This window comes from Exiguobacterium sp. Helios, assembly GCF_014524545.1.
Taxonomy (GTDB): Bacteria; Bacillota; Bacilli; order Exiguobacteriales; family Exiguobacteriaceae; genus Exiguobacterium_A.
The window spans coordinates 1,878,428-1,890,724 of record NZ_CP053557.1 but is presented as its reverse complement, the minus strand read 5'-3'; the positions used below and the strand labels follow the sequence as shown (position 1 = coordinate 1,890,724).

The 12,297-nt window shown below is 48.7% G+C and carries 14 protein-coding genes; 8 read left to right on the top strand and 6 right to left on the bottom strand.

Annotated elements, in window-relative coordinates:
• Window positions 1–69: 69 nt before the first annotated feature.
• Both HNY42_RS09960 and HNY42_RS09955 read right to left on the bottom strand, forming a co-directional pair.
• Window positions 70–513 carry a MarR family winged helix-turn-helix transcriptional regulator gene (locus HNY42_RS09960; protein WP_026828229.1) on the bottom strand — a complete coding sequence of 148 codons (444 nt, stop codon included), beginning with the start codon at window positions 511–513 and terminating at the stop codon, window positions 70–72.
• 63 nt (window positions 514–576) lie between these two features.
• Window positions 577–1,656: a GTP pyrophosphokinase gene (locus HNY42_RS09955; protein WP_255508309.1), complete on the bottom strand. Its 1,080-nt coding sequence runs from the start codon at window positions 1,654–1,656 to the stop codon at window positions 577–579.
• Window positions 1,657–1,789: 133 nt separating this feature from the next.
• Between HNY42_RS09955 and HNY42_RS09950 the strand changes: the two genes are divergently transcribed.
• Window positions 1,790–2,929, top strand: coding sequence for a Six-bladed beta-propeller, TolB-like protein (locus HNY42_RS09950; RefSeq protein ID WP_188004418.1), 1,140 nt, complete (start codon window positions 1,790–1,792; stop codon window positions 2,927–2,929).
• Between the two features lie 200 nt (window positions 2,930–3,129).
• On the opposite strand, the gene HNY42_RS09945 is transcribed toward HNY42_RS09950, so the two are convergent.
• Window positions 3,130–3,552 (bottom strand): organic hydroperoxide resistance protein, encoded by a 423-nt coding sequence (locus tag HNY42_RS09945; RefSeq protein ID WP_131503710.1) that lies wholly within the window; start codon window positions 3,550–3,552, stop codon window positions 3,130–3,132.
• A gap of 105 nt (window positions 3,553–3,657) precedes the next feature.
• Here HNY42_RS09945 and HNY42_RS09940 point away from each other — a divergent pair, with 105 nt between their 5' ends.
• Window positions 3,658–4,092, top strand: a complete 435-nt coding sequence (locus HNY42_RS09940; protein WP_131503711.1) for a MarR family winged helix-turn-helix transcriptional regulator — start codon at window positions 3,658–3,660, stop codon at window positions 4,090–4,092.
• Between the two features lie 22 nt (window positions 4,093–4,114).
• Here the strand turns inward: HNY42_RS09940 and HNY42_RS09935 are convergent, their stop codons facing one another.
• Window positions 4,115–4,570 carry a hypothetical protein gene (locus HNY42_RS09935; RefSeq protein WP_114595703.1) on the bottom strand — a complete coding sequence of 152 codons (456 nt, stop codon included), beginning with the start codon at window positions 4,568–4,570 and terminating at the stop codon, window positions 4,115–4,117.
• Between the two features lie 132 nt (window positions 4,571–4,702).
• Between HNY42_RS09935 and HNY42_RS09930 the strand changes: the two genes are divergently transcribed.
• The 4 genes from HNY42_RS09930 to HNY42_RS09915 all read left to right on the top strand — a co-directional run bounded on the left by HNY42_RS09930 (window position 4,703) and on the right by HNY42_RS09915 (window position 8,476).
• Window positions 4,703–5,206, top strand: coding sequence for a PH domain-containing protein (locus HNY42_RS09930; RefSeq protein WP_255508308.1), 504 nt, complete (start codon window positions 4,703–4,705; stop codon window positions 5,204–5,206).
• Window positions 5,203–6,657, top strand: coding sequence for a PH domain-containing protein (locus HNY42_RS09925; protein ID WP_188004417.1), 1,455 nt, complete (start codon window positions 5,203–5,205; stop codon window positions 6,655–6,657). The genes HNY42_RS09930 and HNY42_RS09925 overlap by 4 nt, the downstream gene beginning before the upstream one ends.
• A 40-nt stretch (window positions 6,658–6,697) precedes the next feature.
• Window positions 6,698–7,621: an alpha/beta hydrolase gene (locus HNY42_RS09920; protein ID WP_255508307.1), complete on the top strand. Its 924-nt coding sequence runs from the start codon at window positions 6,698–6,700 to the stop codon at window positions 7,619–7,621.
• A gap of 66 nt (window positions 7,622–7,687) precedes the next feature.
• Window positions 7,688–8,476, top strand: a complete 789-nt coding sequence (locus tag HNY42_RS09915) for a PP2C family serine/threonine-protein phosphatase (protein WP_188004416.1) — start codon at window positions 7,688–7,690, stop codon at window positions 8,474–8,476.
• Between the two features lie 46 nt (window positions 8,477–8,522).
• Here HNY42_RS09915 and HNY42_RS09910 read toward each other — a convergent pair whose 3' ends face one another.
• On the bottom strand, window positions 8,523–8,675 hold the full coding sequence (locus HNY42_RS09910; protein WP_165871614.1) for a hypothetical protein: 153 nt from the start codon (window positions 8,673–8,675) through the stop codon (window positions 8,523–8,525).
• 145 nt (window positions 8,676–8,820) lie between these two features.
• Between HNY42_RS09910 and HNY42_RS09905 the strand changes: the two genes are divergently transcribed.
• Window positions 8,821–9,414: a hypothetical protein gene (locus HNY42_RS09905; RefSeq protein WP_131503715.1), complete on the top strand. Its 594-nt coding sequence runs from the start codon at window positions 8,821–8,823 to the stop codon at window positions 9,412–9,414.
• Window positions 9,415–9,433: 19 nt separating this feature from the next.
• Entirely contained in the window at window positions 9,434–10,636 is a 1,203-nt protein-coding gene (locus HNY42_RS09900; RefSeq protein WP_131503716.1) for a hypothetical protein, read from the top strand.
• A gap of 57 nt (window positions 10,637–10,693) precedes the next feature.
• On the opposite strand, the gene HNY42_RS09895 is transcribed toward HNY42_RS09900, so the two are convergent.
• A complete protein-coding gene (locus HNY42_RS09895) occupies window positions 10,694–12,157 on the bottom strand; it encodes a potassium/proton antiporter (RefSeq protein WP_131503717.1) in 1,464 nt (487 codons plus the stop codon).
• Between the last annotated feature and the right edge of the window lie 140 nt (window positions 12,158–12,297).

Sequence of the window (12,297 nt, the reverse complement as noted above, 5' to 3'; positions counted from 1 at the left end):
CTGAAATCACTCCTCGAATGTGGAATCGATACAAAAACCCTTCAACCAATGGGGCTGAAGGGAACGAGATTAATTTTGTTGTTCGAGTTTCGTCAAGAGTGTCCGGAACGTATCCAGTTCAGCATCCGAAAAGTCAGCGAAGACGTCAGACAGGTATTCCATCTTCATCGCTTCGAGCTTCCCGTATAATTCGATGCCTTCTTCTGTTGCCCGGAGTTCAACGACACGACGATCCAGTTCGCTCCGCTCGCGTGAAATCAAACCTTTTTTCGTCAACTCATCGGCCAGTGCCGTAATCATACTCGCTGAAAACTGAAATTCGTTGGATAAAGCCGATGCGATTTGAGGACTGCTTGTGCAAAGCGACTTCAGGATAAAAAATTCGTTTCGCGTCAAGTAAGTCGTGAACATACTCCGGACATCTTTTTTGATGGCGCGGTAGTTCATGCGTAAGCCTTTTTCTGTATCGACGATCAACTGATCGCGGTTTGCCACTTCTAATGTAGTTGCCATAGTTTCACTCTTTCTGTTCCGTAGTTTCTTCTTCCGAGATTTAGTATAGTGAAAAATTTTAGTTTAATCAATATTTTTCTCTTGAATCATCTGTTTAGTTAAAGGTTGGACCTGTTTGATGATGTCCTCGACATTTCGGAGTTCCGGGTAGAACCGGCGGAAGAAATAGTCAATCCGGTGCGGATCGTTCCCGGCAATCGTTACGGCCATACAGATATAGGCGATGCCGATCCCTTGGCGGGGCAGGAACGGGTTTGGCATGACCTGGGCACATTTCAAGGCGAGCGGACTATGGACGGAGACGGCTTCGATCAATTCACCGTAATTGCGGATATCGACGTAATGGAACATCCGGATTAATTCATTGATCAACTGTTGATCGGAATCAAGCATCATCTGGGACGTGACCAGTTGTTTGTCGAGATCGTTGATGACGGCGGAGTGATCAATGAAATAGTTTAAGTTGTCCGACGTGATCCGAACCTTATGAGGATCCGATAAAATTTGTTGGACCGTCTCGTCTTCAAATTGTTTTAACTGTTTTTTGATGTTGACGAATTCCTGATCGGCGATTTCAAGGAGTCCGGCGACACGGCTGAAACTGCGGCGGACTTCAGCTGGTACGCTGTTCGGATTTTTGTATCCTAAATCGTGTTCGATTTCGGCCCAGGCGTGCTGCAGAATCGAACGAATCTGGATTTCAGCGGTATGTTCCTTAAAACGACCGTATTCGCTGAGGGCGAGCCGCTGTTCATTCAACGCAGCGACGAAGTGAACTGACAGATAACCGAACTCGGTCGTGTCGAGCAAAGTGGATTTGTCGACGGATTGATCCCGGTCAATTGAAAATTCATTTTCGATGATCCGGGCAGCTTCCCGGACATCATCGTGAAAATACGTCACGATCCGAATCCCCGTCAAATCGTGGACATCGCGAAGCGATTGGTATTTATTCGGTTGCCGTAACACTTTTTGGTACAGACTGTCGGACTCTTTCGTCCGGGCGACGATCGAATGGTATTTGATGCCGGCTGCATCGAGCAATTCCGATAATAAAACTTTTAATTTATCGGCAAAGGCATCATAGTCTTCCTTGTCATTGACATATTCGAGCATCATCGTGTTTAAGTCCTGCGATTGCACGGAATTCACCTTCCTCATCAATTCTTCTTGTTTTATTGTAGCATTCGTTTTCGACGGACGCACGGCAGGACCCTGTTTCAAGGAGCCCGCTTCGTGGGAAAGAAAGAGTAGAACATCTGGGAGGGGTGCTAGAATGGAAATTTTGGACGCGCGGGCGTTACCAGCTGATCATTCTGATATCTTACATGTCACACCATCATCGGTTTATTTCCGACGCCGACTCAACAGCAGTCAATTTCATATCAGCCGGTTTGATTTAGAGGATCAAGAACAGAGTGATCTGACGCCTGATGTATTGCAAGACCACGGACCGACACGACCATTCGTCAAAAAGGGGAAAGTCTATTGTCTGAATGAACAGGACCGGGAAGACGGCGGAGAAACACAACTCCTTTCCATCGACCTGCATTCCGGAAAAAGCGAGCACCTCGCCACGTGGCGTCTAGGAGGCGATTTGACCCTCTACTGGGTGTTGAATGAACGGTATATGGTGTTGTTGCATGTCGATGGAACGACGACAGCCTTTTTATATGATGTCGAGACGACTCGCGAGCATCCGATTAAGGATGAACGATTGTACGGCATCACGGAAAACTACCGCGAACTGTACTTTTTCCTCGTCACGTTGGCGGATATCGATTATATCGTCTGCAATGCCCGGCTCGATGAATTTTCCTTTTACGATGCCCTGGAAAGTGGCGTCATCTCACCCGAAGATCCGATTGATCATTCGGAAAGTTTACTGATTGCCCAGCTATCGACGATTGTTGCTGAAATCGAACAAGGTGTAGAACATCTGTCATTTCGGACCTTGTTACGGTTGGACGGGGAAGGGGATACCGTTCAATATCTGGGGGAGCAGGACGGACACCTCGTCTTTAGTGCCTATACGGAACGTCTGAATGAAGAAGTTTTTTATGAAATCAAGGAACCATCGGCAATCACGGAACGGGAACGAATCCGATGGAGTGATTTCGAACCGCTGGACTTCACGTATGACGATGTCGAGTCGACGATTTTCATCGTGAATGACCGATCGAATCATCATCATGAAGTGATGAATCTGCGGACGGGTGCCCGTTATCTGGACCGAGATCCGTTTGAGCGGGTGTTACGTGACCGGTTCTACCTGCATGAATCGATCGGCACGGACGCGGAGCCGATGGTGACGGTATACGACGGTGAACAGGCGGTTCGTCACCGGTTCGAGGATGCCTACTATATGATTGTATCCGGGGAATTGGTCATTCTGTCCGTCAACCAATTAAAATAAATAATCGAACAAATCGTCGAATCACACTGTGAAGAAGGCAGTGTGATTTTTAAACTGAAGGATACTTTATTTCATGTACCATAATTATGATATAAAAATATCCAAAGAAAAGAGTGAAGTTTACATTGCCCCTTTAAAAAAACAACAAAAAACTCCTCCGGTTCAGCGAAATACGCTAATCCAGAGGAGGAGTGGTATGCTTATTCTGAATCAGTCGTCCGTGTGAAGATGTCGACTTGGATGTTTCCGGCTGTTGCACGTGAGTACGGACAAACGCTGTGTGCGAGTTTACCAAGCTCAGCAGCTTGTTCTTCTGAAACACCACGGACAAGAACGTCCAGTTCAACTGAAAGTGTAAATCCGTCTGCTGCTTCATTCAACGTGACGTGTGCAGTGACTTCACTTCCGTCATGTTTGATTCCTTGCTTACGGGCAACCAGGTTTAAAGCGGAATCAAAACAAGCAGAGTATCCGGCAGCAAATAATTGTTCCGGGTTTGTCGCTTGTTTCTTCGATCCCGGTACAGGCATAGCGAGAGCGACGTCTAAAATACCGTCTTCCGATACGACGCGGCCGTCACGGCCTCCGACAGCTGTAGCAGATGATGTGAACATTGGTTTCATAATGATAACTTCCTTTCGGGTTGGCTGATTAATTTAAGTAGCTTACAATTAGATTTTATACAATCTATATGAGAACGCAACTATTTTGCTTGAAGGAGGATATATATGTCGAATCCCTTATTGCTGGAGGAACAACTCTGTTTTCCGTTTTATGCGATTTCCCGTGAAATCACGAAGCGATACCGTCCCTTGCTCGAGCCGCTTGGATTAACCTATCCCCAATATCTTGTCATGCTCGTTTTGTGGGAGGAGGACCAACAATCATTAAAAGCGGTCGGCGAACGGTTGCATCTTGATTCAGGGACGTTAACACCCTTATTAAAAAAATTAGAAGCTTCGGGCTTAGTGGAACGTGTCAAAAATCCGACTGACGAACGGCATATTCAAATCACGTTGACAGCAGACGGACAGGCCCTCCGAAACGAGGCCGAACAAATTCCGCTGGCCTTAAAGGAGTTACTCGGTGTATCGGAAGAAGATTTGGAACTGGTCAAACAGACCTTAAACCGGTTGACTCTAAAAATGAACGGGACTGATTGACAGTCCCGTTCATTTTAACTATTTATTTGCGGCGGAATCCTTCTTCTTCCAGATAATTCGCTGCTTCTTTATACGAATTGAACGCACCGTCAAGCAAGTCGCCCGCGTACACTAGCCACGTATCGAGGTCTTCATTTAACAATGTCAATTCGAACTGGTTATCGTTGACCCATGTTTCTTCCAGTGTTTCCACGGTCTCGACCGTCTCAAGTGCTTTGATTGCATCTTGTAATAAGAGAATTAAAGCAGGCTCGGAGAATTCACGGATGTTGACGAAACCTTTCCGATCCGTTTCATATCCCGGTAATCCTGCAGCGTAGACAAAACCGTTGCCGTTCGGGTGAAGATGATAGACGACGATTTTTTTCTCGAACTGACTTTCCGGGAAATGAAAATTGACACGGTTAAGCGAGACTTCTTTCCGGACAAGTTGTGGGAAAGTCTCGATGATGTTTAATTTTTCTTCAAATGTTAGCATGGTTCCTCCTTGAAATACATTTCTACTCTCTTATATATGCGATGATTCGCAGCGAAATGTCAACGTCTGTTTATGACAATGAAACTTGAGCAAGTCTCTTCCCGTATGGAAAAAGGAAAGGCAGGCGATTGGATGCAACCAAATCAACCGACCGAGGACTGGCAACGTTTGCCACGTGCCTCGGTGACCGCCGAACGTCAATACGTCGGCATTAAGTATACCATTTATTTGCTACTGATCGGAACGGCAACCGTGGTTCAGGTCAAGTGGCTGGATTTATCCCCCTGGTGGATGTGGATTCTCGTCGGGGTGTGGATCGTATTCTTTTTACTCCAGTTTGTGTACATCCCGAAGATCCGGCAAAAGTATTTTAAATACCGGGTGGATGATGAATTTTTAGTCGTTGAGTTCGGTATCTTTATTTTACGCCATGTCGTGACTCCTTTAGTCAAAGTACAAATCATCGATACGTCGTCCGGTCCGTTGCTTCGCCGATTGAACTTGATGAACATGAACGTTCATACGGCGTCCGGTCAAATCGAATTGCCGGGACTCGATGTCACACAAGCGGTCATCTTGCGACAACGGATTGAACGATTCGCAAAACTCGAGGAACAGGAGGAGGAATCGTTATGACACGACGGGTTCATCCTTTGTTCATCTTAATGACGACGTTGACGCAGCTCCGGTCACTCGTCATCCCGATTGCCGTCATTTTGTTCAATGATTTAAAGAATGACGGATTCGGAAAGTATACGATGATCGGCGCCGTGGTCATCAGTTTCCTCTTACTCGTGTTCGGCATCATTTCGTGGTACTTTTATACGTTTACGATTGATGAACAGTCGATTCGGATCAACAAAGGAATCTTTCGAAAAAGTGAACGGACGACGCAACGCCAACGAATTGAATCGATCGGGATCAATCAGAATCTGCTGGAACGGATTCTTGGTTTAGCGACACTGACCGTTGAGACTTCGTCCGACAGCGGCAAACCGGAAGTCGAATTAAAAGGGGTCCGGCTCGAGTTTGCGAAACAATTGAAGTCGACGATTGCAACAACGGTGTCGCAACCAACTGAACATACTGCTCCGGCCACCACCTATACCGTCGGTTTGATGGATTTAATCACGGCAGGCGCGTTATCAGGCCGACTGGGTCTCGCGCTCGTCGGGTTCGGAGCCGTCTATCAGTTCGCCAACCGGTTCATTGAGCAATACATCAGCCGGGCGTTTGATGAGCTGTTGCATTTATCACTGGTCTTGTTACTGATCCTCGGCGGTCTGCTGTTGCTCTTGATCTATCTTGGATCAATTTTAGTATTCGTCCTCCGCTACGGATCGTTTCGGGCAACACTCGAGAAACAGCGGATGACGATCGGCTACGGTTTCCTGAACCGGACGGAAGTTGTGTTTCATCAGGATAAGGTGCAGGCACTCGTCATAGAGGAAAGCTGGATCAAACGGCGGTTGAAGCGGGCCCATCTCTCGCTGCACATCATCTCGGCAAGCGGCGAAGAAGAGAAGTTGCTGTTACATCCGTTCATCCGGACCGGAGAAATCGATGCTTTTTTAAAGGAATTTTTACCGCGTTTTCAATTGCAGCATCCACACAAGCGGGCCGTTGATCGGGGATTTTTTTACGTTGTCCGTTGGCCGCTGTTCGGTTACAGCCTGGGACTAGTTCTGCTGAACGGAGCGATGCTGTATGGATTACCGGAACCTTTTCGTTACTTCGGTTTACCGTTCATTCTGCTGTTACCGGTGTACTATGCGGTTGCCCGGTCCGGCTATCAAAATACCCGCTATGGACATCACGACGATTTGTTTATTTTACGAAAAGAACTCGTCAACCGGGAAACGATTTATGCGCCCCGCCTGAAAATAGAAGCCTTCTCCGGCCACGTGTCCCGTTTTCTCGAACAGAAAGATATTTTGAAGTTTCAACTCACATTACGCGGATCAAGCGTGTTTCATGCCGGTTACTTTACACAGGCGGAGTTTGAAGAGGTTTTAGCGTGGTACCAACAGACTTTTCTTAAACCGCCAACTCCACCGGCAGGGACACCATTGTCCGGTGACGAATAGATTCGTAGTAGAAACAGATGGAAAAAGGGAGTGAACACTAGTGCGGAAATGGATGTTTGTTCTCTTGCTGATTGTGCTTGGGATTGGAAGTCTGATCGGATATGACGGATACCGCATACAACAAACGTTAATCGGACAGTCCGACCGTTCCCGCCTCCTGCCTGCCGAGAAGAAGGACGATACAGCGGATCAAGCATGGATGAAACAACAGGACACGGAACAACTGCAATTGACGACGACGGATGAAGTACGGATCGGGCGTTATCTCCCGGCCACAACTTCTTCTGACAAGACGGTTGTACTCCTTGCCGATGATGTTCGTTTCGGTTCGTCACAGACGGCACCACTGATCCGCTTTTACCAGGAACAGCTGGGCTATAACGTGTTCGTCCCGGACCGGCGTGGTCAGGGAGCGAGCGATGGGACAGTGAATTATGGCTGGCTCGATCGGTTGGATCTGATTGATTGGACCAACCAATTGATGGAAGAGACCGGAACCCGGCAAGTCGTATATCACGGAGTAGGGATTGGCGGGGCGACGGTACTGCTCGCTGCAGGAGAACCGACCGTCCCGAAACAAGTGAAGGCCGTCATTTCTGAAGGCGCCTATGCCCGACTGGATGACTGGTTCCAGTCACTTGCGAAAGTCAACCTGCCGTATCCGGCCGGACCATCTCTTGCTGTCGCAAGTAGTTTTAATAAAGTCGAGCAAGACTTCTTCTATGGAGATGTCTCGGTCACGCGACAGACGAGTCGGATCATGGTACCGACGTTATTCATTCAGGGGATGGAGGACAAGGTGGTTCCGCCCCGGATGGTGTATGAACTGTATCAAGCCAAACCCGGCATCAAACAATTGTATCCGGTTCGCGGAGCCGGTCACGGCAGTACCTATTCCGATCATCCTGAGAATTATGAAAAACGTCTTCGCTTATTCGTTCAACCCTTTGTCACGACACCTTAACCTGTGGTGGAAAGAGAAGGGCTGACGGGTGTTCGGAAAAACGGACTGAAAGGGGCAACAAGAGAAATGAGCGAGTTAGTTTGGGTAGGAAATGAAACACCGTTCGTCGACGTCATCTCGATGGAATCCGTCGGACCGATCACGGTGGGACGATTCGGAGGTTGCAGCCGTTCCGGACAGACCAAAAATGAAGACGGATGTGTCGTTTGGGTCGGGGTGGACTGGGAATGGACGATGCTGCTCGATGCACATGACACTGCCGAGAGTGCCGTCTTGTTAACCGGCTACTTGACGTCGCACCGTTTAGAGATCGAACGGATTCTGAACGAACCGGTCGAATCGATGTTTTCCTCACTGGAACGGTATGTCGTCTCGTTGTTGGAAAATAAAACGTTTCGGACCGCCTGTCAAACCGTTCGAGGCGAGACCGCCTGTCTATTTCTTGTCCGCAAGGGAAAATACGTCTGGTGGTTATCGGTCGGCGATGTTCTCGCCTATCTGTTCCATCCCGATTTAAGTAACCATCTGCAATACAAATTAAACGAACGGCAGTTTTTTGAATGGATCGGCCGGGTCAATACGTTTGATTTGCCCGTTCCCTGCTACAGCCGGGGAATTCGTGAGTTGCGACAGGGGATCAATCAGCTGTTGTTGACGACGGACGGATTGATTGAATGTCCGGGAGCGCCGTTCGAAGACGGGAAACAGCTGGAAAGAGTCCTGACGACGTCGTATGTCGGAGTCAAGACATTACTGACGACGATTGAACGGCTTGGTGTCCGGGACAGCACAACCATCTTAGCCTGGGCAGTCGAAATCGAAGAAAATGTAACGATGCCCGGTAACGCAAAATAAAAGCATGACCCGTCTTTTCCATATGTAAGGGAAAGGGGTCATGCTTTTATTCGGTTGCGGCCGGTTCAGCATCCGTCTGATTTGTTTGTAAGGGGATCGGCTCATGCGGTGTGTCTTCTTCTGCATGGGTCAACGGCAAGGCAATCCCGACGCTTGTCAACAAAGCAATCAGTGTGGCATTCGTTAAAGTTTGGTACATTCGTTACCCATCCTTTCCTAAAATTGCGTCACCTTTTTAACTATTCTGAATATTTATGTGTGATTCGTCAAGTAATCGCCATCTTCGTAGTATTCTTTTTTCCCGTTAAACCGGTATACTTAAACGTGAAAAAGGGGGATCTCGCTTGAAACTTACTAAAGCCAACACACGTATTTTAGAGTCACTGTTACCACGTTTGAACCTGAACGTCGAAGAACCGGAACGGACGGATATCGAACGCCGTCTCCAAGCGGATCTTTATGAAGCCCAACGCTTACAAAAACCGTTTGAAACGGTCCATGGCCAATCACCGGAAGAACGGCTGAATCAAATGATTGCCGAGATTCCGGAATTGCGACGGGTCGAGACCCAAAAGCGTTGGACGCGGAATTACATTTCAACGATTTTGATGTTTATTTTCATCGAAGGCATCGATGGTATTTTCCAGTTCGCCCTCGCGGATTACATCTTATTTTCCATCATCGCCTTATTTTTGATTGATGCGATGTCGATTTTAATCACGTCCCCGAAAATCCGCGACGTCAAAAAGCGGGTGTGGGTCCAATTTTTAGTCAGCTTCATCTTGTTTGCCACATATAAAGCAGTCCTGATTCAATTCGTGCCGAATCCGGTCGTTCTGATGCAAGTCAGCGGTACCCCGGCATATCTGATTGGAATCGGCGGATTAGTCGGACTGTATCTCTATTGGTCCAAAAATCCGCTTCGTAAACGCGCATAAGGCAGAAGGAGGGAAAAAGATGGAGTTCACGCACTGGAAAAGACGTTTGCAAGATCATCTGGAACGGATGGGATTTGATTTACGAATCGAACGACTTGCCATGCAGGATATCCTGAAACTTGAGGCAACCCATGGTGCTTTCTTATTTTTCCCGATTACGATCAATTTATATGAACGGATGGGATGGCAGATGGTGGCGATTGAGTCGCACCATCCGGAGGACATCGACGATTTGTTTGCCGAAGCCCAGGTCCAGTCCTTATTTCAAATGACGATGATGACCTTTGAAGAGGAAGAACGGGAATTCATCTTAGGGTTCTACAGCAATACCGGACGTTATCTGACAGATACGCTGTCGTTGACCGGACAACTGGTCCGCATCATCGAAGAAGAATGGAATGCGGGCGAACCGCTCCGGATTGCGACGTTCGAACCGTTTCCCGGTCTGTTCGTCGCTCCGTCCTTTGCCCATCAGACGTATGCCTTTGCTGCCGTCGAAGACGATTGGCAAATGTTCGTCGGACGGACGGGACGTCCGGCGAGTGATTACCGTTTGGATGGAACGGTCCTCGCACCGCATCGTGTCCCGGAAGGCGAGCTGTTTACCCGGATTCCACTGACCGTCCCGCTCCATCAGTTCGAGGATGTTCGGACACAACTGCAGTCGGAGCAGCAGGAAGTTCAAACGTTCCTCGCGCAAGCGATGGCGACGATCCAAGCTTACGATCCGTCATTCGGTTTTGCCTGGCGGGAGACGGTGACGTTTTTCCATGGCATTCCCGTCAATCCGTTTGCCCAGCGGCTCTGGCTGGAAGACGGACAAAAAAGGTTCCGGATCATGCAACAGGGATCACGGCGGATTTTAGCGATTGGTGACACGGCACCGGAAGCAATCGAACGTCTCGACCAAGCAGTCGGGGCGGGCGAACCGGACGGAACACCTGTCAGTGCCGTCGGTCAGCTGCTGTTAGGGATTTGGAAACAATTTGAGTCCGATGAGACAACCTATTTAACGGACGTGACCTGTGAGGGAATTTCAAGACAACAGGTCGAGAATCGGATCCGTAATGCCTTGGCACGACAGGAAACGATTGAATGGATCGTCCAGGCGCAAAACAGTAATGACAGTTGCCGATTCGCAGGGTTGACTATCACGTTCCCGCATCGTCCACCGGGGGTTGTCCAGATTAAACGGGCAGATGATGTGTCCGGAAGCAGCTGATGGTTTGAAAAGAACAGATCAAAAAAGCGGACGCCCTCAGGTGTCCGCTTTTTGGTCTTAAATTCCGAGTGACGCAATCAGCTTCCGGATGCGTTCCTCCGATTGTTTCGGCGTCAAGATCAACAATTGATCGCCTCCGATCAACCGGGTTTGCCCGCGTGGTGTGATGATGGCGTCGTGCCGGATGACAGCGACGACCAGCAAATCCTGAGGCATCTCAATCTCCTGCAGCGTTTTTCCGTCAATTCGGCAAAAGGACGGAACGCTGACTTCGACGATTTCGGCATTCGGATTCGCGACCGTCATGAATTGAATCAACGGTTCGATGTCGATTGCCGGTTTCGCATCGAGCTTCATCAGCTTGACGACCCATGGTAAGGCCGTTCCTTGCAGAAGCGCCGACGTCATGACGGTGAAAAAAACGATATTGAACAACGGATAGGCATCCGGCAGACCACTCGATAACGGATAGGTCGCGAGAATAATCGGGACGGCGCCACGCAAACCGGCCGCTGTGATGACACTCTGTTCGCGGAAATTGTACCGAAAAGGCAACAAGGACAAATAAACGGCGAGCGGACGGGCGATGAGAATCAAGGTCAGGACGATGACGCCTGATACGAACAATGTCTGGGGATCAAGCAATTGCCTTGGGAACACAAGCAGTCCAAGCATGATGAACATCCCGACTTCTGCCAGGTGGGAGAGACTGCCGCTGAACCGAACGAGAATATCACGGTAAATCAAATCATGATTACTGAGCCAAATCCCGGTGACGTAAACGGCTAAGAAGCCGCTCGCATGCAGGCTTGTCGCGACACCGTAGGAAAGGAGCGCTCCACTGATCAGCAGTGTCGGATATAAAGCGGACGACTGCAACTGGATCCGGTTCATCAAGGAGGTCAACAGCCAGCCGACAAACAGCCCTATGACAAGACCGATTCCCATCTCGTAAAACAGCAGAAAAATCCCTTGTACGATAGAAAAGGCTTCCGGATTTAACGCAAACTCCGTGAACAGAATCGTCAAGAAGACAGCCATCGGATCATTCGTTCCCGATTCTGCTTCCAGCGTATGTTTGACTTTCTGGTCAATCGGTCGACCGTTCAGCAATGAAAAGACCGCCGCCGCATCAGTCGAGCCAATCAACGCGCCGATGAGTAACGCCATCGGCCAGCTGAAATCCAGCAGGTAATGTGCCACCGCTGCAATCAGTCCGGTCGTGACCAGGACACCGACGGTTGCAAGCGATAATGCTGCCGGAAGAACCGTTTTGAAATGACGCCACTTCGTATTCAAGCCGCCGTCAAATAAGATGATGACGAGTGCAATCGTACCGAACAGACGGGCCTGCTCGAAGTCTGCAAAATCAATTAATCCAGAGACATCCGTCCCGGCCAGGATGCCGACGAACACAAATAAAATCAGGGTCGGGACGTTCAGACGGACAGAAAATTTCGTAGTGACGATAGCGAGCAACAAAAGAATACCGGCAAGCAACAGGACGGTCCCTTCGTTCATAGGCGATCCCTTCCTTCGATGAAAGACGTCTTTTCTTTAGTATACGTCATTCCTCGTTGCAGCTTCAGAAAATAGTTTGCCGGAAGATGTGTATAAATCCGTAAAAAAAGGAAAACACGTATCATAATGGATTATGGAAT

Excerpts from the sequence above, each read along its gene's own strand:
- HNY42_RS09960 (WP_026828229.1), bottom strand. The coding sequence starts at position 513 with ATGGCAACTACATTAGAAGTGGCAAACCGCGATCAGTTGATCGTCGAT.
- HNY42_RS09950 (WP_188004418.1), top strand. The coding sequence starts at position 1,790 with ATGGAAATTTTGGACGCGCGGGCGTTACCAGCTGATCATTCTGATATC.
- HNY42_RS09945 (WP_131503710.1), bottom strand. The coding sequence starts at position 3,552 with ATGAAACCAATGTTCACATCATCTGCTACAGCTGTCGGAGGCCGTGAC.
- HNY42_RS09940 (WP_131503711.1), top strand. The coding sequence starts at position 3,658 with ATGTCGAATCCCTTATTGCTGGAGGAACAACTCTGTTTTCCGTTTTAT.
- HNY42_RS09935 (WP_114595703.1), bottom strand. The coding sequence starts at position 4,570 with ATGCTAACATTTGAAGAAAAATTAAACATCATCGAGACTTTCCCACAA.
- HNY42_RS09930 (WP_255508308.1), top strand. The coding sequence starts at position 4,703 with ATGCAACCAAATCAACCGACCGAGGACTGGCAACGTTTGCCACGTGCC.
- HNY42_RS09925 (WP_188004417.1), top strand. The coding sequence starts at position 5,203 with ATGACACGACGGGTTCATCCTTTGTTCATCTTAATGACGACGTTGACG.
- HNY42_RS09915 (WP_188004416.1), top strand. The coding sequence starts at position 7,688 with ATGAGCGAGTTAGTTTGGGTAGGAAATGAAACACCGTTCGTCGACGTC.
- HNY42_RS09910 (WP_165871614.1), bottom strand. The coding sequence starts at position 8,675 with ATGTACCAAACTTTAACGAATGCCACACTGATTGCTTTGTTGACAAGC.
- HNY42_RS09900 (WP_131503716.1), top strand. The coding sequence starts at position 9,434 with ATGGAGTTCACGCACTGGAAAAGACGTTTGCAAGATCATCTGGAACGG.
- HNY42_RS09895 (WP_131503717.1), bottom strand. The coding sequence starts at position 12,157 with ATGAACGAAGGGACCGTCCTGTTGCTTGCCGGTATTCTTTTGTTGCTC.